Genomic DNA, 26,017 nt, shown 5'->3' with positions numbered 1-26,017 from the left:
GTTGGATTCAGCTCGCCAGTCCGTGCTCGCGCAACGCCTCCAGGGTCAGGCGCTCCATCTCGTCGCTGTGTTCACGCCCGATGGCTTCGTAGAGGGCCTGGTATTCGGCGTCGGTCATGGGCCGGGCAAACACTTCCTGCTCGGACTTGCCCAGGGTGCCGGCCGAGGCTTTTATAACCGCTTGCAGCCGGGTCTTTTCTTCCTCGGGCAGGTTTCCATTGTTGAACCAGCGTTCCTGTGTCGATTGCAGGTCCAGAAGGGCATCGCTCTTGGCCTCGCGCAGCGCCTCTTTCGCGCTGAGCTCCTGCAGATACTGGACCTCCATGTAGTCCTTCCAGAACTCCTGCCCGAGGATCTGCCTGACCCGATCCAGCGGCTGCTGCTCCTGCTCGAGGATGGCCAGGTAAGCGGCATCCACCTGGGCCGGGGTGACCCCGGAAATCTGGTTGTAATTCATCTTCGAGGCCTGCCAGGGCAGTTCCAGCCGATCCCCCAGGCTGATGCGAAAGGCCAGGTAGACTTCCGCTTCATCGGGACGTCGACCCTCGGCCTGGCGTTTGCCGATCAGGTCCCGGGCCTGGGCGTTGACGCGATCCAGGCGCGATTTTCCCTTGGCCAGTTGCAGCAGTTTCAACTCGATCTTGCGGGCGTCCGGTTCGGTGTAGGCTTCATGCAGCAACACGTCGAGGCCCATGTCGCTGAAGGCCACGGTGATGCCGTCGGCACAGGCGTCCGATTGCGGTGCGTTGGCCTTGGCGAAGAGTTTCTCCCGCAGCGCGGTGTCATCGACCGCGGCGCTGACCATGCGCCGGACCTTGTCCATGAGTCCTGGGCGAGTGGCACTGTCGGCATAGTCGGCCGATTCACGCAGATCGCCGATCACCCGGAAAAACGCTTCGGACCCATCGACCGGTTCCTCGCCGGCCAGGCGCAGCCAGGTGTCGCGAAAGGCCTCCTGCGCCTGGCTGTCGAGCCCTTGCAACCAGGCACTCTCATCCCGTGTGACGGGCCCTCGCGGGCCATACGGACTATGGGCCGGCGAGTCGCCGCCGCTCACGCTGGCTTCCGAATCCGAATCGACCGGCATATCCAGCCCCAGGTCGATCCCGGTTTCCGTGTTGTAGTCCACGGCGTCATCGAAAAAGTCCCTTTCGATGGGGTTGTGGTAGAGGTTGATGGCCCTGGCGATGCGTTGCCCTTCTTCGCTGGTGTCCAGGACGGTGCTGGGGATAGTGGTCAGGTGATTCGAGCTCAGGTCCAGTCGGGTCAGTGCCGGCAGTTCCTGGTAGCCGGTCGGCCATTGGGTGAGCCCGGTGTTGCGCAGGTCGATACGCTCCAGTTCGAGCATCGCGCTGAAATCCGGCGAACGGCCAAGGGTCGGGTTGCTGGAAAGGTTCAGTTCCCTCAGGTGGGTCAGCCCTTCGAGGAGGTTGGCCGTTTCCTCGGTCAGGACGATACGGTTGCCGCTCAGGTTGAGGTGGACCAGTCCGCTCATCGAACCCAACGCGGGGGGAATCTCGGTCAGGACGCCACCGCCGATATACAGGCGCTTCAACTGGGGGAAACCCTCGAGGAAACGGTTCAGTCCCCGGGTGATGTCCGGGTGGGTCCCGCTCATGAACAGTTCGGTGACATGGCTGAAGTTGGCCGACAGCGTCGGCAGCCGGGCTGTCGAGTCGTAAAGTGAGAAGTTGATCTGATAGCCTTCCGGGGCGCTGCCCAGGAAGGGTTCCCGGCGCCAGCATTGCCTGATCGCCCGGGCAATATAGTGCCTGACCGTCACGCCTATCTGGGGATCCGGCGGTGTACTGACCCAGGTTTCGAGCTCCGTGGACAAGGTGTTGTATTCGCTTTCCAGTGCCTCGAGGCGTTGCACCGCCGCGCCTTCGTTCAGGCCGCGCAGGTCGAGAAAGGCCTCCACATTGCGCCAGTCATGGGTGGGGTAAAGACGTTGCGCAAGCTCGGTGAAGGCCGGGGAGCGGGCCCCCACGATTCTTTCTGCCGCCTCGGGCCCGGCGGCAGACGGGCCGGGCCGGCGGGCGGCCAGGCGCCTCGGCGGCGTTTCGTTGGGTTTGGTGGGGGGCAGGCCGAGGAGTTTTTCCATCTCCTTGCGCGGCGGCAATGGCTGATCGAGCACGGTCTGCTTCAGGCCGGCGGCCTCATGGGGGCCGGGAAAGCCCAGGGCCTTGCGCTCGGTGTCGGGCAGGGCGTGCAGGACACTGCTGTACAGATTGTCCGGGCCGTGGAGTTCCTGGCCCAGGGCGTCATGAGCTTCGTACTGGTCGCCATTTTTAACCAGTACCTTGCGAATCGGTGCCTGCTCCGCGCCAAGGCTGTCGAGCAAGGGCCCGCTGAAGTAGGGCTGGCGGATTTCGAGACGCACCTGATCCGACCAGCCCGGCAGCTTGCCGATCTGGTTGAGGATCAGCTTGTCGGTATCGGGGTTGCTCGTCGCGTCGAGATAGAGGCCTTCCCGGGCGCGCGCCAGGCGCAGATTGCGGCTGTAATAGCGGGCCTCTTCGGCCAGTCGCAACGGTACACGCCTGGCGTTGAGCAGAACCCGCTGTTCGGCCGGACTGGCGTTTCTGGACAATTCCTCCGCGATCGGCGTCGACAGACTGGGAAACTCTTTGCGGATCACCGCAACGGCGGGGTCGTTGCTCTGGGTGCGATAGCGATAGTGTGAATCGAACAGCGCCGCCCGGCGATTGCCGGCCTGGGTCGCGAGCTTGCGCCGGAGGGCCACGGCACGGGCATCCAGGCTGATGGGACCGGTGCCGAAATCTTCGCCGAGCAAACTGCGGATTTCGGCCTCGTCGAGGTTTTCCAGGACCTTGCGCAGCAGTTGGTTGGCGTCGAGCCCGGGCCAGCGCAGGTCGATGCGCCGCAAGGCTTGCGCCTGGCCGGCGGGGTATTCCTTCAGCGGCACGCCGTGACGGTCCAGCAAGCGCAACACTTTCGAGGGCGGCCAGACCGGTTCGCTGGTGAGCAATTGCAGTTCCATGTGCAGTTCGTCGATTGAACTGTTGGCCGCGCCACCGCTTTGCAGGCGTTGCACCAGGCGCTTGAGGTCGCGGTCGAGCTTGAAACGGGTCACGCTGTCTTCGAGCAACGCCGGGGGTGGTTCCTGATCCAGGTGCAGCAGGCGCAGGGCATCGTCGTCGACCCCGCTCAGTTGCATGATTTTTTCCGCCGACACCGGGTCCAGGCTGGCCGCATCCGGCCCCAGTCGGGAAAACAGCTGCGGTTGCCGCCACTGCAAGGGTTGCTCGAATTCATGGCGCCAGGCGCCCTTGCCGTTGTGATGGATCAGCGGGGCGTAGGCGTCGGGGTTGTTCGGGTGTTGCAGGCGGAAGCGGTTGGGGCTTGTGCCGGGCTTGATCCGGTAATGGCGGCCGTCAAGACCCAGAAAGGTCTTGTCCTGATGGTGATAGAGCCCCGCGCCATCGGGCTGCAGCTCCGGTGTGTCGGGCAGTGGGTGTTCATAAGGGGTCAGGTCGGGTTTCCAGAGTGCCTGTTCGCCTTGGGCGGTGTTGATCGGCTTGAGCCCTTCGATAAACGTCGAACCTTCGAAGTCCAGGGTCATGACGGCCCCCAATCCCAGCAGTTCAACGTTCAGCAGCACGCCCATAAAGCCGAGCACCGCCTGCATTTTCTCTTCGTGGCTCCATTCTTCGATGCCGTTGTAGAGCTGCACGATCAGTTGCGCGGCGGCGACCGCGAGCATCGCCTCGCCGAGCCCGGGCACCAGGAACAACAGATTGACCCCCCAGTTCAGCAACGAGCGCAGGCGCGCGGTGCGGGTCTTCTTGTCCTCGTCGTCCGTGGGCACCGCGCTGATCCGGGCGTCGTCGAGCTTCTTGACCGTTTGCAGAACGCAGAACTCGCTGAAAGGATTGTCGCCCAGCGAGCCTTTCTCCAGGCGCAGGTTGGCTTGCGGGGCCGGCTTGCGCTGTTCGCTGACGGGGTCGAGGGGGCTCAGGCAATCCTCGAGGGCACGCAAGAGTGCCGGTTGGGTGCGCAGGTGAACATAACGCTTGAAGAACGCCTGATAGGTTTTATCCCGCAGCCGTTCCCTGAGTTCATTGTGGAAGGCGTTGAAGGACGGATAGCGCTTGACGGCCTGGAGCGGATCAGCCGACAGGTAGGCCACGCAGGGGCGCTCGCCTGCGCTTGATGGAGCGTCGTGCTCGATCAGCAGCACGCCCTTGAGCAACGCGCCCCAGGCGCCGCTGTCGACGTTCGGAAAGTCGAGCAGGGTCAGGGAATAGCAGTGCACGGGCCGGTTGTCCCAACGGGTTTTTTGCGTCGGGTCGAGCAGGCTGTGCAGCATCTGGTAGGCCGATTTATCCAGGTTGCCCTTGATCAGGGCAATCTCCGCCTGCACCGCCAGTTCGCCGCGCTCCTGGTGCTCGAAGAGGGTCTTGAAGCGCGGGCTTGGGCGGTTGCGTTCGGTGGGCAGGAGAAAATGTTCGATGTGTCGCTTGTACTGGCCGCCCAGGTCGAGCCGGCGGCAGAGGGCGGCGAAGTCCGGAGGCGCGATGGGCTTTTTCAGGGCAGCGGTACTTTTACGTTGGATGGCCGAGCCGTGGTCGAAACCGAAAGGGCCGGTTTCGCTGCTTTCAAAGTTCTGCAGGGCGGCTTGCAGCAGGCTCTGCACGACAATGTTCTCCCGACGCGGTTCGCCGAGGGTGGCGGCGGCGAGGATATGCACATGCCGGAGTTGGTCGTGGTGAATGTCCAGGCCCGGGCCATAGTGCTCGTCCAGGGCCCGGGAGAGCAGCGGCGCGGCAAAGTCCTTGGCGCTTTTGAGACCGTGTAGATGGCGCGCCAGTGCGGCTTTGGATATCTGGCTCTGCCTGAGGCGCGTGGCGAATGCCTGGCGTCGTTCGAGGGAGGCCTGGGTCAGCCAGGAGGGCAGTCGCTTGAGGATCAGGCGACGGTTCCTGGTCGATCGCGCCTGGCTGGCGGAGGCGGCAAGTGGGCGTTGCTCGGTACTCATGAAGATCAACTTTTTCCGTGAATAAGGCTTTCAGCTTATGCCGAACGCCTGCACTTAAAAGTTGAAAAAGTTGAGTTAAATCAGTTGGTTAATATCAATAATCCGCGTCTGTAAAATAGTCGGTTATGGCCTTTTGACCAGCGTCTCGTGCTAGCTGGCTCTTGTGGGAGCAGAGCTTGCTCGCGAAGAGGCCCGTGAGAGCGCTAAAAGCTTCGTCGGAACACCGCCCGGACCAAGCCCCGCACACACAGGCACCGCTCCACTCGAGCCCCGCGTCTATAGGTCGTGTTGCCGCAGCAACTGTTCGGTCAACTGCTCCAGAGTGTCGCTGTAGGCTTTGGCGATATCGCTGGACAGTCTCAGATAGGTGCTGTCGGTCATGGCACTGGCGAAGGCTGCATCGGGTGTCAACCCGAGTGTCTGGGCCGATTGTTTTATCGTCTCGGCCAGGTCGGCGTTCTGCTGCTCGTCCAGGGGATTGCCGCCGAACCATTCCCGTTGCGCACTCAACAAATCGTCGAGCGCGCCGATCAGCTTGTCGCGCTGCTCCCGTGGCGCCTTGAGCGGTCCCTCGTGAAAGCGTTCCTCCAGATAGTCCTTCCAGAACGGCTGGCGGACCAGGCGTCCGGAGGTTTCGCCGGGCTGACGCTCGTCGGCCAGGATGGCCTGGTAAGCCTCGTCGAGTTGCTGGCTGCTCACGCCGGCCACCCGGTCGTGATTCATTTTCCGGGCTTGCCAGGGCAACCCGAGCCTTTCGGCCAGGCCGATGCGAAAGGCCAGGTAGATTTCCGCTTCATCGGGATCTACCCCGCTGGCCTTGCGGGTGTCGATCAGATCCTTGGCCTGGCGGTTCACCCCCTCCAGACGTGATTTTCCCCGGGCCAGTTGCAGCAGTTCGGCTTCACGGGCTTCGAGGGGCAGGGCCCTGGCCTCGTACAGCAGGACATCGAAGCCCATATCGCTGAACACCACGCTGATCCCGTCTTCACAGCTATCCGGATCCGGCGCATTGGCACGCCTGAACAATTGCTCGCGCAGCTCGGTATTTTCCGTGGCGGCCCTGACCATGCGCCAGACACGCTTGGACAATTCGGGACGATGTTCGGCGCTGATATAGTCGGCGGAATACTTGAGGTCTTCCAGCACCCTGAAAAACGCTTCGGAGGCTTCGATATCGTCGCTGGCCAGCCGCAGCCACAGGTCGCGTCTGGTTTCCCGTTCCGACCTGCTCAGGCCCTCGAGCCAGTGCGTGTTGTCACGGGGCACGGGCGAGGGCGAGCCCCAGCGGCTGTGGCGGGAGCTGGCGCGCGATGGCTGGCGCGAATCGCTGCTCCACTCCGACTGATCGTCGCTTTCGATCAGCACGTCGAGGCCCAGGTCGAGATCGGTTTCCTGTCGGTAGCGGTCGACACGTTGGCGCAGTGCGACCGGTATCGGGTTGCCTTCCAGGTTGATCGCCCGGTTGAGGCGTTGACGTTGCGGGTCGGTCCCGAAGACCTCGTCGGGAATGGCGCTGATGCGGTTGTCGCTGAGGTCGAGGCGTCTCAGGGCCGGGAGATTGGCATAACCCGGCGGCCAGTCGCGCAGCCCGGTATTGCGCAGGTGCAGGTAGGCGAGGCGGGTCAGCGGGCTCAGGTCGGGCAGCATGGACAGGGCGCTGTTGTTTTCCAGGATCAGCACTTCCAGGCGGATCAGCTGGGTCAGGGGAGCCGCGCTGGCCGGTGTCAGGACAATCTGGTTGGCCTTGAGGTCGAGGTGCCTGAGCGCCATCAGCCGGCCCAGGGCCGTGGGCAGGTTCGTCAGGGCATTGCGGCTCATGTCCAGTCGTTGCAGGCGTGGAAAAACGTCGAGGAAACTGTCCAGTTCCGGGGTTGCGCTGAGCCCCAGGCCGCGCAGATGCAGTTCGCTGACATGCTCGAAGTTTGCCGACAGCGCCGGCAGGCGGTCCACCGGATAGCCCGCCAGGCTGAGCTGGCGACCGCCGATGGGCAGTTCGTCGGCATCGCAGGCCAGCTCTGTTTCATGGCGCCAGCAGCGCTTGATCAGCAGGGCGACCTGTTGTTTGCCGCTGGCTTCGGCGGAGGTCTGGGGTTCGCCGAGCCAGGCGTCAAGCTGGTCTTCCAGGGTCGCGTATTCGAGTTCCAGCGCCCGCAGTCGCGCTATCCCCGCGCCCAGACTCATGTCCCGCAAGCCATGCAGGGTTTCCACCTCGGAGAGACGCAGGGTCGGATACAACTCCAGGGCAAGGCGGTTGAATTCGAATGAGCGCAGTGCCCGGCCCGCGCCACGCCCGCTCATCGGATAGGCCAATTGTCCGGCGGCCAGGCGCATCGGCGGGATATGGTGCGGTTTGATGGGCGGCAGACCGAGGCTCTCGCGCAGTGTTTCGCGGGGTGGTAACGGTAGCTCGAGGAGCATTTGCCGCAGCTGCGCGCCCTGACCGACATGGGGCAAGCCGAGGGCGGCCCGCTCGGCGTCCGGCAAGGCATGCAGCACGGCGGCATACAGGTCGTCCGGGCCATGCAACTCTTGACCTTCGGCGTCGCGGGCCGTATAGCGCTTGCCCTGCTTGATCAGGACCTTGCTCACGGCGGCCGGCTCGGGGCCGAGGCTGTCCAGCAGCGGCCCGTTGAATGTATCGTCGCGGATTTCCAGGCGCAGCGCGTTCGACCAGCCCGGCAGTTTTTCCAGCATGGGCAGGATGACCCGATAGGCCTCGGCCTGGTCGACCGAGTCGAGACAGGCCTGTTCATAGAGCCGGGCGATACGGACGTTGTGCAGGTAGTAGCGGGCCTCCTCGGCCAGGCGCAGCGGCACCGATCCGGCGGCGAGCCGTTGCAGTTCGACGCTGTTGGCCTGGCTGAGCAGTTCCCTGACCACCAGGCTCGGCAGCGAGGAGAAGTCCCGCTGGATCAGCGCCTGCGCGGCGGATGGATGGGTCGAGCGGGTACGAAACTCATAGTGGGAGGCGAACAGGCTATTGCGCCGTTTGAGCGCCTCCCCGGCCAGTATCTGCCGCAGTTTGCGGGTGCGCGCCGCCAGGCTGAGGGGGCCTTGCCCGAACTCTTCGTCGAGCAGGCTGGTGATCTCGGGTTCTCCCAGCCGAGTGAGCACAAGTTCGAGCAAGTCATTGGCATGCAGGTTGTCCCAGGTGGCGTCTATGCGCGTCACCCGGGCGTCTGCATCGGGCGGGTACTCGGTCAGCGTGACCTTTTGCTCATCGAGCAAGCGCAACACTTTCGAGGCCGGCCACACGGGCCGGTTGGTCAGCAGTTGCAGGGTCATGTGCAATTCATCCCGTGAATAACCCAGGGCATCGCCGCGTTGCAGACGGGCGATCAGGCCGTTGAGGTCGCGGTCGAGCTTGAAGCGGATCAGGGTGTCGCGCAGCAAGGCCGGGGGCGGCAGGTTATCCAGATGCACACTGCGCAGCACATCGCCGTTGATGCCGCTGATCTGCATGACGCGCCGGGCAGCGCTTTCGTCGAGGGCCGCGGCCTCCGGCCCCAGGCGTCTGAACGCGCCCAGGTCGTTCCAGGCCAGCGGCTGCTCGAACTCATGGACCCAGGCACCGGCGCCGTTGTGCCGGAAGGTCGGGGTATAGGCGTCGGTTTTGCGTGGATGCCGGGCTTGATAGCGGCGGGACGACGCCTGCGGCTTGAGTTCGTAGTATTTGCCGTCGAGCGGCAGGTAGGTCCGGCCCTGATGGTGATAGAGGCCCATGGCATCGGGCTCCAGGGGCCGGGGCAGGACCAGCTTGTGGGCGAACGGTGCCAGGTCGGGATTGAACAGGCGTATATCGCCGTTGGGCAGCGTCACCGGGCGCAGTCCATCGACAAAGCCGGCACTGGCGATCGCCGCGTTTTCGGCGGCCGCCGCGGAGGCTCCAGCGGCTCCCAGCGCAGTGATCAATGAGAGGTTTTGCAACACGCCGGTCAGGTAGGCCCAGGCTTGCTGTTTTTCGCCCAGGGCGAAGCTGTCGATCATGTGGAAAATACTGTTGCCCAGCTGTACCGCGACCACCCCCAGCATGATTTCCCCCAGCCCCGGGACAATGAACGCCGCGACATTGAGGATATTGAGGGCAATATTGAGGTAGTGCTGCAGGCGCGCCGTAAGGCTTTGCCGATCCTTTTGCGCCGTGGGCACCGCGACAAACCGGGCGTCGTCGAAGAAGCTCTCGACCTTCTGCTGGTAGCGCTGACGAAACAGATAACTGCCGATTTCCTCGCCGGCGACATCGAGTTTTGCCCGCGGGTCGGGTGTCGGCTGATAGAAATAGCCGTTCCATTGCTTCGGGTTGAGGCGTTCCTGGAGTTTGTCGAAAAACCTTGTCCGCTCGCGCTGGGGAATGAAGCGGACAAAGAACTTCAGGTAATCGAGGGTCCGCAGCTTTTCCCGCAGGTCGTCTTCGAAGGCGGCGCGGGAAGGGTATTGCTTGACGGGATGGAAGGGATCGTCCGGCAGGTAGACCACCCAGCTGCGGGCGTCGTCGGCGGTGCGTACGACCAGAATGCCGTTGAGCGCGATTCTCAGCAGGCTCAAGGTAAAGCAGCGTTGCGGGTGTCCGGCCGGTACCGGCACCTCCTTGCCCTTGGCCACCTCCAGCATCAGCCGATAGGCGGCCTCGTCCAGATGGGCGCGCAGGAAGGCGATATGCACCTGGGTTTCGAGGGCATAGGCGTCATACACGGTGAAATGGCCACGAACACTGTGCTGCGCTTCCAGCACCGTTTCCCCAGCCCTGGCGGTTGGGAAGAACACCTCATGGAGATGTTCCTGGTACTGCCGGCCCAGATCCAGCTTGCGGCACAAGGCGGCGAACCTGGCTGGCGAGAGGGGCAGCCGCCGCGCGTCCGGATCGATGGGATTACCGCTGTGGATCGTCGCCGCGTCGCCGGGTGCGTCCAGCTTGCCTTCCTCGGTTTCCCGGGCTTCGTAGTTGTGCAGCGCGGCGTGCAGCAGGGTGGAGATGGATGAGCGGAGATCGCCCGGGATACCCTTGGTCGGTTGAAAGATGAAGGCCCGCTTGGCATCCAGCACCTGCCCGAACTCCTTCTTCAAGGCCTGCTCCAGCAAGGGTTTGGCGAAAGCTTCAATACTGTTCATGTTGCGCAGCACGGCCTGGACCTGGCGCTGGTAGTGCAGGCAGGCGGTGTAGCTCTGATGCAGTTGGCTGAAGATCTCCGGTGCTTCTTTCAACACCGGCAGGTCGGCGGCCAGTGCGCGTTGTCCCAGGGCCAGGTGCGTCGCGGTGTCGGCCTGGACCAGCCATCCGGGGAACTTGCCCTTGACCAGATCATAATGGCGCCCCCGATGCCCTTGGAGTATGGGAGGACGGCTGGGGGGAATGGCGGACCCGACGTCCGCCGAAGTGTTTGCTGTCATGGTGTGAAGCCCGATTCGTGATTCGAATGGGCAGCGTATGCGGCGTATCGGTTGGGACTGCGGTAGGTATTCACCCGATCAGGCGGTGAAATCAGCTGCGTGAGACGGGCCAGGTCACATCATCGGCAAAGATTTTCCCGTCGGCGGGCCAATTCAGCACAGTCCCGCCGGCCTCGGCCACCTGGTCGATCAACTGATCGTAGACCGCGCTGTTGTCGACCCCGCTCCAGGTTGCACTCTCGATGTCGGCGGCGGTGTGTCCCGCGGCCTGATGGATCGCGCGGACACTGGCGGCACGGGTTAGGCTGGAGTTGACCAGCCATATCCGTTCGGCACTGACGCCTCGGTCGGAGACTGAAATATGCCCCTCGATATCGTCATAAGGAAAGAAGTTGCTTCTCTGCGGATCATGGTTGAAAAAGCGATTTTCCTGCCCCGGCACGACCTCGACGTTGCGGGTATCGATCATGTAGATGAAGCTGGTGATCTGCCGGTGCCTGTAGGTGGTATAGCCGCGTTCGCTGTCGAGGGAAATCGGCGCGCCCGAGCCCGAGCCGTTCGATGCCGCTTCACTCGGTTGGCGGGTGCTGCCCGAGGCTGACGACGAAGCGGCCTGGCTGGCATTCGACGAGCTCTCATCGGCGCTGCCCTCGCTGTCGGCGTCGCTGCCGCTCTCCGACTCGGGGCGTCTGCCGGGATATTTGTTGGTTTGCCTGTTGTAACGCAGTTGGCCGATACCCGGCCCGCCACCGACGCTGTAGTTTTTCGCGTCGCTCAGGCTGAAGGTGGCGCTCAGGGCTTTTTTCGTGGTCGAGCCCGGTGGGTGGTTTTCACGGGCGAGCATGCAGCCATCCCTGGCCAGCTCGAACGGCGTGCGATCTTCCGTCCTGAACATGGCGGGGATATCCGTGCGGTACAGGCAGCCATGGATGTTTTTCCGGTAGCCGATCTTGAGCAGGAACGCCTCGAGGAATGGCCGGGTGTAGTAGGCGTCGAAATCCGGGTCGAGCGAGTGCAGTTCAAAGTTGCGGATATTGCGGATGTGCGGCAGCACTTCCTGTTCCAGCAAGTCAAAGCGCCGTGGATCGGTCTCGGTCGCCGACTGAAGTTTGTGCGTCTGTGCCCAGTCAGGGACTCTGGCGTGTTCCTGAAGTGCCTGTTGCAGGCGAGGCAGCATGCTCGGCAGCAGGTTGTATCCTTGCAGGATCTGCCCGCGTTCTTCCGCGCTCTTGTCGGGATGGGCCCATTTCAGCGCCCGGATCAATTGCTCCCTGGTCTTGCCTGCCTGGCTGGCATTGGCCCATTGCGGCTGTTTGCCGGAGGTTTCGACCTCGGAGCGGAAGCGCGTTATGTCGTTGCCGTGAAGCCCGTAGTGTTCCCAGATCTCGTGGTCGGTCCAGGCGGGCAGTCGTTCGGCGGCAAGCGACTGACCGTTTGCGTCCATCCGACCCTCTGGCGGGTCAACCAGCACCCAGTTGTCGTCGTCCTTGCTGAATGCGTACACGCTGTCTTCGGTGTTATCGGCATCAAACTTTTTCAGGCGATAGTAACCCTGGCTGTCAGGGCCCGCGAGACGGGTGTAGGGGGGCTGGCCGGAATAGCTGAATTTGGCCACGACGACAGCGGACGCCCGTGGTGTGTCGGCCGCACGGCTATCTTCTGCCGATGGCTTGGACTCGGCCGCCGGCTCGTCAACCAGCCGTGGCCGTTTGCGCGGTGGCGGGCTGGCCGTGGCCTGATCGACGGAGGCCGCCATGGGCTCCGTTCCCCAGGTGCTGCCGTTGCCTATCCGATAAAGCGCGGGGCCGGACGGCAGCAGTTCATTGGAACGTTTTGCCCGGTAGGTCTCGAGTTGCGTGTCGTACGCGACCATGACCGTGCCACCGCTATCGAGATCGACATAGTGACGGTTCTTGATGATCCGCAGGCCCTGCGGGTCGGGCGGCGGCAATGCCCGGCTCGTGCTGACCCGGTAGCTCTCCAGTGAACGGGAGGTGGCGCTCCTGGCCTGATCCGGAAGATCCGTCAGTTGCAGGTTCTGCTCCGTTGGCGTGTTGATTGCCGGTCGACCAAGGGCGGGCGCCTGACCGCCGGAAACCGCCGGGTTGTCCAGGTGGTGTGGGCGCAGGCCGCTGGCATGTGGCCCCGTGGGAAGTGATGGGCGCAAGGATTCGGGAAGGTCCGGCGTCTTGGGCACAGGTATCTTGATGGTGGACGACGTGGGTTTGACCGGGGTTCTTGGAGACATGGTGATACCTGCCAATTAAAGAAATAAACATCCTGTTCAGGATCTGTCATCAGTCGGGTATTGATACGGGGCGATCGCACAGGAGGATGGCCGCGTAGGCAGGTTCAGTATCCGCTCCATGAATTCGGCGGATGCGGTACATAGATAGGCACAAGGAGGATTTGTCAGCGAATGACAGGAAGGCGGAAACACGAAGGGGAGCCGAAGCTCCCCTTGAATGTGTTGTTGTATGCTCTTTTCTTATTATTGAGGGGCGGTCTGTTGTTGTTTTTGTCGACCGTGACCCTTTCTCGCCGTTTAGGTGACCCCCATCCGGGGTCAAAGAGCAAACGTATTTTTTTGAGCGCTGATCTGCTTTATCAGGTGATCCAACCAGTCCGGGAGCTACCTTGAGGTAGTTTTATTGTTCTCTGTCCGGTTGCGGGTGACCCGAGGGTTCCCTGAAAGCACACCTTCTCCAAAAAAATCTGTTAGCTGCGTCTCTGCCGTGTTGTTTTTGTTATGTCAGAGTCGGTACGTCTTATTTTTATGGGTTTGCTGCTTTTTATTCTTGTTATGCAAGAGATATAGCAGGTGGCGTGCCAACTTTTTAAAACCCTTTAAAATCAAGGCTTTGATATTTTTCGTGAACCTTCGGCCAAGGGCAATGTCGTGAATCTGTTTCCGTGTTACTCGTTTGTGTTTCCAGACGGTAACACCCGGACACATTCACACCGCCTGCCGTGCCTTGGCGACCCTTGAGCCAGTAACACGTCCCAGCACGGCGCAGATTTCCTGGCCCGCGAGGAGCAACTGGTCGAGGTCGACACCGGTGTGGATACCCAGGCCGTTGAGCATATAGAGCACGTCTTCGGTGGCGACGTTACCGCTGGCGCCCTTGGCGTAGGGGCAGCCGCCCAGGCCTGCGATGGAGCTGTCGAAGACCGCGATGCCTTCCAGCAGGCTGGCGTAGACATTGGCCATGGCCTGGCCGTAGGTGTCGTGGAAATGCCCGGCAAGTTTTTCCCGCGGCACGCTGGCCGAGACCACCTCGAACATCCGCCGGGTGGCGCCCGGGGTGCCGGTGCCGATGGTGTCGCCCAGGGACACTTCGTAGCAGCCCATGGCATACAGCTCGCGGGCCACGACGGCGACCTGCTCGGCGGCGACCGGGCCTTCATAGGGGCAGCCGAGCACGCAGGACACGTAGCCGCGCACCGTCACGCCATGCTGGCGGGCGGCATCCATGATCGGTATGAAACGTTCGAGGCTTTCGCTGATGGAACAGTTGATATTGCGCTGGGAGAAGGCTTCGGAGGCGGCGGCGAACACCGCCACCTCCTTGACCCCGGCGGCCACGGCATCTTCGAAACCGCGCAGGTTGGGGGCCAGCGCGCCATAGGTGACCCCGGGCTTGCGCTGGATCTGCGCGAAGACTTCGGCGGAACCGGCCATCTGCGGCACCCATTTGGGCGAGACGAAGCTGCCGACTTCTATATAGCCCAGGCCAGCGTCGCCGAGACGGTCCACCAGGCGGACCTTGTCGGCCACGCTGATGGGTTGGGCTTCGTTCTGCAGGCCGTCGCGGGGACCGACTTCGATCAGGCGTACGTGGGTGGGCAGTGACATGGGGGGTACCTTGTTGGTGAGTAGGAACAGGGTCTGGCCGCGAAGCTTCTAGCGCTCTCAAGAGCCCCTTCGCGAGCAAGCTCTGCTCCTACAGGATGGGGTCGGCCTGTTGTTCGAGGGTCTGCAGCGCCTGATGGCAGCGCTCCTCGGCAGTGTCGAGTTCCAGTTGCATCTGTTCGATATCCAGCAGTTGCTGCTCCAGCTGCGCCCGGCGCTCGGTGATCTTCGCCAGCATGCTGTTGAGCTGCTTGTGGTTGCCGCTGGTGGGGTCGTAGAGTTCGATCAGTTCGCGGCACTCGGCCAGGGAAAAACCGATGCGCTTACCCCGCAGGATCAGTTTCAGGGTCACCTTGTCCCGGGCCGAGTAGATGCGTTCCAAGCCCTTGCGCTCAGGGCTGAGCAGGCCTTGCTCTTCATAGAAGCGAATGGCCCGGGTGGTGATGTCGAGCTCGCGGGCGAGGTCGGAGATGCTGTAGGTCTGGCTGCTCATGAAAGCGCTCGAGAAAGGTCATGGCGCTAAGCTAAGGGCTGCTTGACGTATACGTCAAGCATGCGTGAGGCATGCGATGACCTTTGTGGGAGCGGAGCTTGCCCGCGAAGGGGGCTTCAAGATCGCCAAAAGCTTCGCGGGCAAGCTCCGCTCCCACGGGGTATGCGTTCAGATTCAAGTGAGTAGTGTTTTCCCCAGGCTCAGGCCTTGTCGAGCTTCTTCTCATGGGCCGTGACCTGCTGGCACAGTTCGATCATCTGCTCGCGCATCCAGCGGTTGGCCGGGTCCTGGTCGGTGCTTTCGTGCCAGTAGAGGTGGGTTTCCACCGGTGGCACGTCATTGACCGGCAACGGGAAGTAATGCAAGTCATGGCGGCGGGCGAAGCGTTCCGGCACGGTCATGACCATATCGGTCTGCTGCAACACCTGCGAGGCCATCAGGTAATGCTGCGAACGCAAGGCGATCTTGCGCTGGATGCCCATCTTGCCCAGGGCCAGGTCGACATAACCCAGGCCATTGCGTCGGCTGGAAATATGGATGTGGGTGAATCCCATGTAGTCATCCAGGGTCAGCTTGTCCTTGCCCGCCATTGCATGGCCCTTGCGCATGGCACAGACATAGCGGTCTTCCATCAGCTTGACATGACGCACCTGGGGGTCGGTGTTGAGCGGCGCGTCGACGGCGAAGTCGATACGTCCGGCGGCCAGCTCCTTGGTGGTCTCGCGGCGCTTGGAGAGGAAACTCTCGATCGCCACCGTCGGCGCCAGGCGGCGCAGGCGCTGGAACAGTGGCGGCAGGATCACCGCCTCGGTGAGGTCGGTCATGCTGATGCGGTAGGTCTTGTTCGCCTGCAACGGGTTGAAGATCCGGCTTTCCTGGACCGAGATGCGCAGCAGCGACAGGGCATTGCGCACCGGGCCGATGATGTTCTGCGCCATCGGCGTGGGCACCATGCCCTGGGCGGTGCGCACGAACAGCGGGTCGTTGAAGGTCTCGCGCAGGCGTGCCAGGGCGTTGGACACCGCCGGCTGGGTGATGCCGACGATCTGCCCGGCGCGGGTCAGGTTGGCCTCGGTATAGATGGCGTCGAAGACGATGAAAAGATTGAGGTCGACCTTGCTCAGATTCATTTCGCGGCGCTCTTATTGTTAGGGTTCGATCAGCCGATCATATATCGGTGATGAATGTTAATACACGGCGAGAATAGCTTTGGTAAATTTTCGTAGCTGATCTAGCATCGATTCCATGACTCCGACCACCTGCTCAAGAAGGTAGCTGCCCATGGATTTCGCCTATTCGCCCAAGGTTCAGGAACTGCGTGAACGCGTGACCGCGTTCATGGACACTTATGTGTATCCGGCCGAACCGGTGTTCGAGCGCCAGGTCGCCGAAGGCGATCGCTGGCAGCCCACCGCGATCATGGAAGAACTCAAGGCCCGCGCCAAGGCCGAGGGGTTGTGGAACCTGTTTCTGCCGGAATCCGAACTGGGTGCCGGCCTGACCAACCTGGAATACGCCCCCCTGGCGGAAATCATGGGCCGCTCCTTGCTCGGGCCGGAGCCGTTCAACTGCTCGGCACCGGACACCGGCAATATGGAAGTGCTGGTGCGTTACGCCAATGAAGAACAGAAACAACGCTGGCTGGAACCGCTGCTGCGCGGCGAGATCCGTTCCGCCTTCGCCATGACCGAGCCGGATGTGGCTTCGTCCGATGCTACCAATATGGCCGCCCGCGCCGAGCGCCAGGGTGACGAGTGGGTGATCAACGGCAAGAAGTGGTGGACTTCCGGCGCTTGTGATCCGCGCTGCAAGATCCTGGTGTTCATGGGCCTGAGCAATCCGGACGCACCGCGTCACCAGCAGCACTCGATGATCCTGGTGCCGGTGGATACCCCCGGGGTGAAGATCGTCCGTCCATTGCCGGTATTCGGTTACGACGATGCCCCCCATGGTCACGCCGAAGTGCTGTTCGAGAACGTGCGGGTGCCTTACGAGAACGTGCTGCTGGGTGAGGGCCGTGGTTTCGAGATCGCCCAGGGTCGCCTTGGCCCGGGCCGGATTCACCACTGCATGCGTTCCATCGGCATGGCCGAGCGCGCGCTGGAGTTGATGTGCAAACGGGCGGTCAACCGTACCGCGTTCGGCCGGCCATTGGCTCGCCTGGGCGGCAATATCGACAAGATCGCCGACTCGCGGATGGAGATCGACATGGCGCGCCTGTTGACCCTGAAGGCGGCCTTCATGATGGACACCGCCGGTAACAAGGTGGCGAAAAGCGAGATCGCGCAGATCAAGGTGGTGGCGCCGAACGTAGCCTTGAAGGTGATCGACCGGGCGATTCAGATCCACGGTGGGGCCGGGGTCTCCAACGATTTCCCGCTGGCCTACATGTACGCCATGCAACGCACCCTGCGCCTGGCCGACGGCCCGGATGAAGTGCACCGGGCGGCGATCGGCAAGTACGAGATCGGCAAATATGTACCGCGCGAGATGATGCGTTCGGAGCGCTGAGAACCGCGCTCTTAATACACCCAGACCTCGACCCGCCGGTTCTTGATGCGGCCTTCATCCAGGGTGTTGGCCGCCACCGGCATCTGCGCGCCGAAGCCCTGGATATCGCGAAACACCACGCCGCCTTTCACCAGTTCGCGACGCACCGCCATCGCCCGCAGCTTGGACAGCAGGGCGGCGCGGGCCGGGTCGTTCTTGGCGTCGCCAAAACCCACCAGGGTCACCTGTTTGTTCAGCTTGCCCTGGGCATGCAGGTAATCCAGGACCCGCAGCACATCCTGGCGGGCCTTGTTGTCCAGGCTGGCGCTACCTTCCTCGAAACGAAAATTCACTGACAGGCGCTGCGCTTCTTTCGCCAGGGCCTGGTATTCCGGCGACATGGCCGGGCCGGGCGTGACCGGGATGGCTTGCACCGTCTGCGCGACAAACCCGTTGCCGGCGACAATCGCCTGGCCCGCCGGGCTTTGCGCGAAACGTACCAGGGACGCGGCCCAGGGGTTCTGGCGGTTGGGCGGCAGGTAGAAGAACAGTCGTCGGGACAGCGGATAATCCTCGGTGGCGATCAGGCTGGCCAGCGGCAGCATCGCTTGCGAATCGCCATCGACAATGGCCACGGCCTTGGCCTGGCGAACGTAGGGCAGGCCGATAAAGCCGATCCCCTGGTGATCCTGGCTGACCGCATCGGATAACTGTTCGCTGGATTCGAAACGCTGGGCGCCGGCGGCCAGGGACTTGCCGCGACGGGCCAGCACCAGTTCCTTGAAGGTGTCCCAGGTCCCGGACTTTTCATCCCGGGCGTAGAGGTGAATGGCGCCGCCGATCCCGCCCAGTTCTTCCCAGGTTTTCACTTCGCCGGAAAAGATTTTCGCCAGTTCTTCGGTGTTCAGTCGAGTCAGCGGGTTTTGCGGATGAAGGATAATCGCCACGCCGTCGATGGCGATCACTTGCTCGGCGTCGGGGCTTTTCAGATCGCCGAGGCTGGCGAGGTCCGCCAGTTCGGCGTCCTTGATTGGACGGGAAGAAGCGGCGAGGTCGGCGGTACCGGCTTTCAGGGCGCTGAAGCCGGTGCTGGAACCATGGGCGGCGACTTCAATCCGGACCCGGCGGCCTTGCTCGGTGGTGGCGAGCACGCGCTGTTCGTTGTCCTTGCCGGTGTTGGCCAGGTGCACGCCGTGCAGGCCCTGTTCCTCGAGCCAGCCCTTGACCAGCGCCGGTCCGAGGTCGGCACCGATGGTGTTGGAACCCTGGATGCGCAGCGCCGGGCCGTCATCGGGCGGCGCGGGCAGGGCCGCCAGGGTCAGGGCCGGGAGGCCGCAGAGGATCAGCAGTGAGAGTGCGCGCAGCATGGGGCCTGCACCTTTTGTGGGCCGGAGTGCTGCAAGAATAAGTCAGTCAGGTTTCAGTTAAATGACGGCGGTCGGGCGCCAAGACCCACTCTTGAAAACGCCACGTACCTGTAGGAGCAGGGCTTGCCCGCGAAGGGGGCCTTGAGACCGCTAAAAGCTTCGCGGGCAAGCCCTGCTCCTACAGGGTTGTGCTGTTCAGGAGAGCGGGGATCAGCCCAGCTCCAGCCAGATCGGTGCATGGTCGGAAGGCTTTTCCATGCCGCGCAATTCATAGTCGACCCCACCGGCCTTGACCCGTGGCAGCAAGCCATTCGAGGCCATGATCACATCGATCCGCAGGCCACGCTTGGGCTCGTCTTCAAAGCCACGGCTGCGGTAGTCGAACCAGCTGAAACGGTCATTCACCTCAGGGTGCAGATGCCGGAAGCTGTCCACCAGCCCCCAGTTCTTCAGGCGTGCCAGCCATTCGCGCTCTTCCGGCAGAAAGCTGCACTTGCCGGTTTTCAGCCAGCGCTTGGCATTGTCGGCGCCGATACCGATATCGCAGTCCTCCGGGGAAATATTGATATCGCCCATCACCACCAGCGGCTGGTCGTGCTGGAACCGGCTTTCCAGCAACTGCTGCAGGTCCTGGTAGAAGCGTTCCTTGGCCGGAAACTTGGTCGGATGGTCGCGGCTTTCGCCCTGGGGGAAATAGCCGTTCATGATGGTCACCGGCGTGCCGTTTTCATCGGCGAAGGTGCCCCAGATAAAGCGCTTCTGGGCTTCCTCATCGTCGCCCTCGAACCCCTTGTGCAGGCTCAGTGGTGCCTGGCGCGACAGCAGCGCCACGCCGTAATGGCCTTTCTGACCGTGGAAATGCACGTGGTAACCCAGGGCTTCGACTTCAGCCTGTGGAAACTGGTCGTCGGAGACCTTGGTTTCCTGCAGGCCGATCACATCCGGCTGGTGCTTCTCGATCAGCGCCGCCAACTGATGGGGCCGGGCGCGCAGGCCGTTGATGTTGAACGAGACGATTTTCATGGGCGGCAATCCTGGCAAAACAGCGATGCTAGCCGACAAGTCCGGCGACGGCCAGCGTGGCGGGAGTGTCGATGCACTGCTAACGTTCTCTCAGATCGTTGCGGCAACGCGCCGCGGCCAGGGAGGTTGACCCCCATGCCGGAAATGCCAGAGATCACGGCCCAGATCCATCTGCTCGACGGTGGTTATTCTCGCGAAGCACGCTCGCTGTTGTACCAGGCCTATCGGCATGAACCGACGTTCGCCTATCTGTTCGAGGCCGAACGCCCGGGCTACGAACAGCGGGTCCGGGCCACGGTACGCGAGCGGGTCAAGCAACACTTTCTCGAGGATCTGCCGGCCATCGGGCTGCTGGTCAACGACCGCCTGATCGGCATTGCGCTGATCGCTCCGCCCCAACGTCGACTGGACATTACCGAGAGCTGGGTCTGGCGCATGCGCATGGTGCTGAGCACCGGCTTTCGCTGTACCCGCCGTTACCTGGAGTACCAGCAGGCGGTGCTCGCCTGTCTGCCGTCGAATTCGGTGCACGTGCTGCCGTTGCTGGGCATCCACCCGCAGTTCCAGGGCCAGCACTATGGCGAGCAGTTGCTGATGGCGGTGCACAACTGGTGTGCCGAAGACCCGCATTCCCAAGGCGTGGTGCTCGATACCGGTAACTCGCGTTACGTTGAGTTCTACAAGCGCCAGGGTTATGAGGACATCGGTGAGGTAGCGGTGGGACCGATCCGCGAGCACGTGTTTTATCACGCCAACCCCCTGATGTTACAAACAGCAATGGCTTGACTGTCGAACTTTCCGGTCGGTTTCGCGTTCTATGACGGCCTTAACCCAGCCCGTGATAGCATCCGCGCCTATGATGTTTTCTATAAGATTGACCAGCGGTTTGCTCCTGCTCTGTTGCAGCATGGCGGCCCTGGCGCAAAGCGAACTCGATGTACGGGTCAAGCCGGCGAACGACGAGTTGAAGGCCAATGTGGAAGGCTACATTGGCAGTCTCGGCAATCGTGGTGAAAATGCCCTGCGGCGTTTCAGCCGCGGCGCGCAGGAGCAGGCACGCAAGGCCGCCCAGGCGCTCGGCTATTATCAGCCGCAGATCGAGACCGAAGTCGAAGCCGGCAAGACCCCCAAGCTGATCCTGACCATCGATCCCGGCGAACCGGTGCATCTGCGCAATGTCACCGTGCGCATCGAAGGCCCGGCCGCCAGCCTCAAGGCTTTCCAGATCCCCAGGAGTGATGCCCTCAAGCCTGGTGCCGTGCTCAACCATGGGCACTACGAGGATACCAAGCGCCTGATTCTCAACCGGGCCTCGCGCTATGGGTTTTTCAGCGGCCACTTTATCAGCCAGAAGTTGATCGTCGACCCCAAGGCGGGCATCGCCGATATCGAGCTGATCTATGACAGCGGTCCGCGCTACTCCCTGGGACCGGTGCATTTCGCCGGCGACACGCCCTTCGACGAGGACCTGCTGCACCGCATGGTGCCATTCAAGGCCGGTACCCCTTACGATTCCGAACTGATCGCCGAGCTCAACCAGGCCCTGCAATCGAGCGGCTACTTCGAAGGCGTGCGGGTGGATGCGGCGCCGCTGGCGGCCAAGGACCGGGTGATTCCGGTCGAGGTCCAGCTCGATACCCGCAAGCCGCGCACCATGGGCTTGGGCCTGGGTTATTCGACCGACGTCGGGCCCCGGGTCAAGGCCAACTGGACTCGCCACTGGGTCAATGCCCAGGGCGATAGCTATGGCATCGAAAGCGAGGTGTCCGCGCCCCGGCAGAATATCGGCCTGTGGTACGACCATCCGCTGGACCCGCCGCTCACCGACAAGCTGCGCTGGGCCGCCGGCTACCAGTACGAAGAGATCGCCAACACCGACAGCCTGAGCAAGCTGTTCACCATCGGCCCGGAATGGCACAGCAAGCTGCCCAGCGGCTGGCAGCGGGTGATCTCGCTCAAGTGGCAGCGCGAGGAGTACCGCCTCGGCGACGACTCGGGCCTGAGTACCTTGCTGATGCCGGGCATCAATTACTCCTACCTGCGCAGCGACAACCGCATCGATCCGCACAACGGCTATCGCCTGGAGTTCGACAGCAAGGTCGCCAAGGAAGGCCTGGCCTCGGACAATAACCTGCTGTACGGCACGGCGACGCTCAAGGGCCTGACCACGGTCTGGGATAATCACCGTTTCCTCGGCCGGATCCAGTTCGGCGGCAGCGCCACCAATGGCTACCGGAACGTGCCGCCGTCCCTGCGCTTCTTCGCCGGCGGCGACCAGAGCGTGCGCGGCTACGACTACCAGAGCCTGTCCCCGGAAAACTCCGAAGGGGATCGGATCGGTGGGCGCTACATGGTCGCCGGCAGCCTTGAGTACCAATATTCCATCGCCGAGAAATGGCGGGTCGCGACCTTCGTCGACCAGGGCAACTCGTTCAACACCCTGGAGTTGCCGAGCCTCAAGACCGGCGTCGGCATCGGCGTGCGCTGGATCTCGCCGGTGGGGCCGATCCGTCTCGACCTGGCCCATGCGCTGGACGATCCCGGGGGTATCCGTTTGCACTTTTCCATGGGGCCTGAGTTGTGAAGCGTGGTTTGAAAATACTCGGCCTGGCGCTTGTCGCGCTGATGCTGTTGTTGCTGGTGTCGTTGGGTCTGCTGCTGGGCACCCAGGCCGGCAGCCGCTGGGCGTTGGCGCAGGTGCCGGGCTTGAGCGTGGAAAATTTCCAGGGTCATCTGGGCGGGCAGTGGAGCGCCGATCATCTGCTCTGGCAACAGGGCGGCAATCGGGTTGAATTGCAGCAGCCGCGCTTCAATTGGTCGCCGTTGTGCCTGACGCACTTTGTGCTGTGTGTCGATCAGTTGGAAGTCGAGCGGGTCGACCTGCGCTTTGAACCGAGCGCGCCGGCCGAGAGCGGGCCGCTGAGCTTGCCGACGCTGAAACTGCCGGTGGCGATCGAGTTGCGCCAGGTGCGTATCGGCAGCCTGTGGCTCGATGGCAGCGAGCAGCTCAAGGAATTGCAACTGGCCGCGCACTGGACGGCGCAGGGTTTGCAGATCGATACCGTGCATCTGCAGCACGACGACCTCAGCCTGGACCTCTCCGGGCTGCTGCAACCGAGCGGCGACTGGCCGCTGACGGCCGAGGGCAAGCTGCTGTTGCCGGCCCCGGGCGGCGAGCCCTGGGCCCTGGCGCTGGAGGTGCAGGGCGATCTGCTCAAGACCCTCAAGCTCAAGGCCAACAGCAGCGGTTATCTGCAGGGCCAACTGACGGGCGAACTGGAGGCCCTGGCCGAGCACCTGCCGGCCCGGGTGCGGGTCACCGCCGATGGCTTCAAGGCCAGCGCCGAACTGCCGGACACCCTGCAACTCAATCAGCTGGAGCTCACCGGCAGCGGCAACCTGAAAGACGGTTACCAGCTCCAGGGCAAGGCCGTGCTGCCGGCCGAGCAAGGTCCCGTCGACCTCAACCTGCAAGGCCGGGTCGATGCGCGGGGCGCGCAGATCGCCGCGCTGGACCTGACGGCCGATGCCAAACAGCGGCTGAAACTCAGCGCCGAACTGGACTGGCAGAAGGGCTTCGCTGTCGACGCCAAGGTCGACTGGCTGGACTTTCCCTGGCATCGCCTGTACCCGTTGATCGAGGAACCGGCGGTCAAGGCGCGGACCCTGGTCGGTGAGGTACATTACCGTGACGGCAACTACCTGGGTTTCGTCCAGGCCGATCTCGATGGCCCGGCGGGCAAGTTCCGGCTGCTGACGCCGTTCAGTGGCGACCTGGAACAGATCGCCCTGCCGCAGCTCGAACTGACGGCGGGGCAGGGCAAGGCCAGCGGTTACCTGAAGTTGCAATTCGCCGATGGCATCGCCTGGGACACCGCACTGGACCTGAGCGCGCTCAATCCGGCTTACTGGCTGGCGGAGTTGCCCGGGACCCTGGCCGGGCCGCTGCGCAGCAAAGGCGAGTTGAAGAACCAGCAGTTGAACCTGGAGGCGAATATCGACCTCAAGGGCAAACTGCGCGGGCAACCGGCAGTGTTACAAGCCAAGGCCAGCGGTAGAGGCGAGCAATGGACCCTGGGTGCCCTGGACATTCGTTTGGGCGATAACCGTATCCAGGGCAGCGGCAGCCTGCAACAACGCCTGGCCGGGCAGCTCGACCTCAACCTGCCGCGCCTGGGCCAGCTCTGGCCGCAGTTGCGCGGACAAGTCAAAGGCCGGGTCGATCTCGCCGGCACGCTGAAGGCGCCGCAAGGCAAGGTCAGCCTGCACGGCCAGCAGTTGGTATTTGCCGATAACCGTCTGCAAAACCTCAGCCTCGAGGCCAACCTCGACGGCACCCAACGTGGGCAACTGGATCTCAAGGGCGAAGGTATCCAGGCTGGCGAAACGGCCCTGGGTACCCTGACCTTGCACGGGCAGGGCGATCTCAAGCGCCAGCAAGCGCAGCTCGATCTGCAAGGCCCGCTGTTGAAACTGGCCCTGGGCCTGGACGGCGGACTCGACAAAGGCAACTGGCGCGGGCGCCTGGTTTCCGGCGATGTACAGACCGGCGGCCAGGACTGGAAACTGCAGAACCCGGCCAAACTCGAATACCTTGCCGATGGCCGATTGAATTTCGGCAGCCACTGCTGGCTGTCGGGAGAGGCCAGCCTGTGCGGCGAGGATCAGCGGTTGATGCCCGAACCGCGCTTGCGTTATCACCTCAAGCAATTCCCCCTGGAAAGCCTGGGGCAATGGTTGCCCCGCGACTTCGCCTGGCAGGGCCGGCTGAATGCCGACCTGCAAGTGGACCTGCCGGCCAGCGGCCCCAAGGGCCAGATCATGATCGATGCCAGCGGCGGCACCCTGCGTATTCGCGAACGACGCAGATGGCTGGACTTCCCCTACGAGACCCTCAAGCTGACCAGCAACCTGAGCCCACGGCGGGTCGACACGGTCCTGGATTTTCGCGGTGGCAAGCTCGGCGAACTGATGCTCCAGGCGCAGATCAATCCCCTGGCGAAGAACAAACCCCTGACCGGCGATTTCCGTCTCAGCGGCCTCGATCTCAGTGTGGCCCGGCCTTTCGTAAGAAAGGTCGAGACCCTGGCCGGTCGCCTCGATGGCAGCGGGCGTTTGTCCGGCGGCTTGCTGGCGCCCAAGGTCAACGGCAACCTGACCTTGAGCGGTGGCGAGGTCTCCGGCTCGGAAGTGCCGACCACGGTCAAGGACCTGCGGGTGCAGGCGCAGATTGCCGGGGAAAACGTCCAGCTCAACGGCAGTTGGACCGGCGGTGATGCCGGACACGGCAGCCTGACCGGGCATATCGACTGGACCGATGCGCTACAAGTGGAATTGGCGATCAAGGGCTCGCAGTTGCCGGTCAGCGTCGAGCCCTATGCGACCCTGGAGGTGGCGCCGGACCTGACGGTGTCGATGCACGGCGACAAGCTGGCGATTGCCGGCAAGGTGCATGTGCCCAAGGGCGCGATCGTCGTGCGCGAGCTGCCGCCGTCGACGGTCAAGGTCTCGGACGACACGGTGATCGTCGGCCAGCAGACCGAGGAGGGCAAGGCGCCCCTGGCGATGTCCATGGATATCGAGGTACTGGTGGGGGAGGACAAGCTCAGTTTCAACGGTTTTGGCCTGACCGCCGACTTGCAGGGCCAGGTGCATATCGGTGACAACCTCGATACCCGGGGTGAGTTGCGCCTGAATGACGGGCGCTACAGCGCCTATGGCCAGCGCCTGACCATTCGCCGGGCGCGCTTGCTGTTCGCCGGGCCCATCGACCAGCCGTACCTGGATATCGAGGCGATTCGCCAGACCGATGATGTGATTGCCGGTATTCGCCTGAGCGGCAGTGCCGAGCAACCGACCACGCAGATCTTCTCGGAACCGGCCATGAGCCAGGAGCAGGCGTTGTCCTACCTGGTGTTGGGACGACCGTTGAGCACCACTGGCGAAGACAGCAATGTGCTGGCCCAGGCGGCGTTGGGCTTGGGTTTGATGGGCAGTGCCGGGTTGACCGGCGACCTGGCGAAGAACCTGGGCATCGAGGATTTTGCCCTCGATACCCAGGGCAGCGGCAGCACCACATCGGTGGTGGCCAGCGGCAAGATCACCGAGAAGCTGAGCTTGCGCTACGGGGTGGGGGTATTCGAACCGGCCAATACCATCGCCTTGCGTTATATGTTGAGCAAGAAGGTTTACCTGGAGGCGGCGAGCGGCGTGGCCAGTTCCCTGGATATCTTCTACAAGCGCGATTTCTGAGGAGTGACACTCCTCTGCGGTCACCCACGATCCTGTAGGAGCAGGGCTTGCCCGCGAAGGCGTCCTTGAGGGCGCCAAAAGCTTCGCGGGCACGCCCTGCTCCTACAAGGTTCCGTTGTGTGCTCGGGATCAGGGTTCGGCAGTCGGGT

Annotated in this window: 12 protein-coding genes; 4 read left to right on the top strand and 8 right to left on the bottom strand. The window is 63.0% G+C overall.

The annotated features are described in order from the left end of the window. Window positions 1-7 precede the first annotated feature (7 nt). The 6 genes from M5C01_RS00315 to M5C01_RS00290 form a co-directional block, all read right to left on the bottom strand. Window positions 8-5,002: a DUF6543 domain-containing protein gene (locus M5C01_RS00315; protein ID WP_152736932.1), complete on the bottom strand. Its 4,995-nt coding sequence runs from the start codon at window positions 5,000-5,002 to the stop codon at window positions 8-10. A gap of 276 nt (window positions 5,003-5,278) precedes the next feature. Next, a complete protein-coding gene (locus M5C01_RS00310) occupies window positions 5,279-10,390 on the bottom strand; it encodes a DUF6543 domain-containing protein (protein WP_152736931.1) in 5,112 nt (1,703 codons plus the stop codon). 91 nt (window positions 10,391-10,481) lie between these two features. After that, window positions 10,482-12,638, bottom strand: coding sequence for a hypothetical protein (locus M5C01_RS00305; protein ID WP_152736930.1), 2,157 nt, complete (start codon window positions 12,636-12,638; stop codon window positions 10,482-10,484). Between the two features lie 708 nt (window positions 12,639-13,346). Further along, a complete protein-coding gene (locus tag M5C01_RS00300) occupies window positions 13,347-14,246 on the bottom strand; it encodes a hydroxymethylglutaryl-CoA lyase (RefSeq protein ID WP_152736929.1) in 900 nt (299 codons plus the stop codon). An 88-nt stretch (window positions 14,247-14,334) separates the two neighbouring features. Next, entirely contained in the window at window positions 14,335-14,736 is a 402-nt protein-coding gene (locus M5C01_RS00295) for a MerR family DNA-binding transcriptional regulator (protein WP_103497096.1), read from the bottom strand. A 200-nt stretch (window positions 14,737-14,936) separates the two neighbouring features. Then, window positions 14,937-15,866, bottom strand: coding sequence for a LysR family transcriptional regulator (locus M5C01_RS00290; protein WP_100943899.1), 930 nt, complete (start codon window positions 15,864-15,866; stop codon window positions 14,937-14,939). Between the two features lie 151 nt (window positions 15,867-16,017). Here M5C01_RS00290 and M5C01_RS00285 point away from each other — a divergent pair, with 151 nt between their 5' ends. Continuing rightward, the gene (locus tag M5C01_RS00285) at window positions 16,018-17,247 is read left to right on the top strand and encodes an acyl-CoA dehydrogenase (protein WP_103497095.1); all 1,230 of its coding nucleotides are present in this window, start codon (window positions 16,018-16,020) and stop codon (window positions 17,245-17,247) included. An 11-nt stretch (window positions 17,248-17,258) separates the two neighbouring features. Here M5C01_RS00285 and M5C01_RS00280 read toward each other — a convergent pair whose 3' ends face one another. Both M5C01_RS00280 and xthA read right to left on the bottom strand, forming a co-directional pair. Next, entirely contained in the window at window positions 17,259-18,593 is a 1,335-nt protein-coding gene (locus M5C01_RS00280; RefSeq protein WP_152736928.1) for a phosphate ABC transporter substrate-binding/OmpA family protein, read from the bottom strand. A gap of 210 nt (window positions 18,594-18,803) precedes the next feature. Further along, entirely contained in the window at window positions 18,804-19,616 is an 813-nt protein-coding gene (xthA, locus tag M5C01_RS00275; protein ID WP_103497093.1) for an exodeoxyribonuclease III, read from the bottom strand. 135 nt (window positions 19,617-19,751) lie between these two features. Here xthA and M5C01_RS00270 point away from each other — a divergent pair, with 135 nt between their 5' ends. From M5C01_RS00270 to M5C01_RS00260, 3 genes are all read left to right on the top strand, one after another. After that, entirely contained in the window at window positions 19,752-20,402 is a 651-nt protein-coding gene (locus M5C01_RS00270) for a GNAT family N-acetyltransferase (RefSeq protein ID WP_103497092.1), read from the top strand. Between the two features lie 70 nt (window positions 20,403-20,472). Then, the gene (locus tag M5C01_RS00265; RefSeq protein ID WP_152736927.1) at window positions 20,473-22,200 is read left to right on the top strand and encodes an autotransporter assembly complex family protein; all 1,728 of its coding nucleotides are present in this window, start codon (window positions 20,473-20,475) and stop codon (window positions 22,198-22,200) included. After that, window positions 22,197-25,868, top strand: coding sequence for a translocation/assembly module TamB domain-containing protein (locus tag M5C01_RS00260; RefSeq protein WP_178129720.1), 3,672 nt, complete (start codon window positions 22,197-22,199; stop codon window positions 25,866-25,868). Before M5C01_RS00265 ends, M5C01_RS00260 begins: the two co-directional genes overlap by 4 nt. Window positions 25,869-26,017 lie beyond the last annotated feature (149 nt).

Origin of the sequence: Pseudomonas sp. MWU12-2319, from assembly GCF_023242525.1 — a bacterium.
Lineage (GTDB): Bacteria > Pseudomonadota > Gammaproteobacteria > Pseudomonadales > Pseudomonadaceae > Aquipseudomonas > Aquipseudomonas gingeri_D.
This window is presented reverse-complemented; position numbering and strand designations above follow the sequence as displayed.

Bases quoted from the DNA above. Each gene is read 5' to 3' on its own strand.
- M5C01_RS00270 (WP_103497092.1), top strand. From the start codon at position 19,752: ATGCCGGAAATGCCAGAGATCACGGCCCAGATCCATCTGCTCGACGGT.
- xthA (WP_103497093.1), bottom strand. From the start codon at position 19,616: ATGAAAATCGTCTCGTTCAACATCAACGGCCTGCGCGCCCGGCCCCAT.
- M5C01_RS00265 (WP_152736927.1), top strand. From the start codon at position 20,473: ATGATGTTTTCTATAAGATTGACCAGCGGTTTGCTCCTGCTCTGTTGC.
- M5C01_RS00310 (WP_152736931.1), bottom strand. From the start codon at position 10,390: ATGACAGCAAACACTTCGGCGGACGTCGGGTCCGCCATTCCCCCCAGC.
- M5C01_RS00290 (WP_100943899.1), bottom strand. From the start codon at position 15,866: ATGAATCTGAGCAAGGTCGACCTCAATCTTTTCATCGTCTTCGACGCC.
- M5C01_RS00300 (WP_152736929.1), bottom strand. From the start codon at position 14,246: ATGTCACTGCCCACCCACGTACGCCTGATCGAAGTCGGTCCCCGCGAC.
- M5C01_RS00285 (WP_103497095.1), top strand. From the start codon at position 16,018: ATGGATTTCGCCTATTCGCCCAAGGTTCAGGAACTGCGTGAACGCGTG.
- M5C01_RS00305 (WP_152736930.1), bottom strand. From the start codon at position 12,638: ATGTCTCCAAGAACCCCGGTCAAACCCACGTCGTCCACCATCAAGATA.
- M5C01_RS00295 (WP_103497096.1), bottom strand. From the start codon at position 14,736: ATGAGCAGCCAGACCTACAGCATCTCCGACCTCGCCCGCGAGCTCGAC.
- M5C01_RS00280 (WP_152736928.1), bottom strand. From the start codon at position 18,593: ATGCTGCGCGCACTCTCACTGCTGATCCTCTGCGGCCTCCCGGCCCTG.
- M5C01_RS00315 (WP_152736932.1), bottom strand. From the start codon at position 5,002: ATGAGTACCGAGCAACGCCCACTTGCCGCCTCCGCCAGCCAGGCGCGA.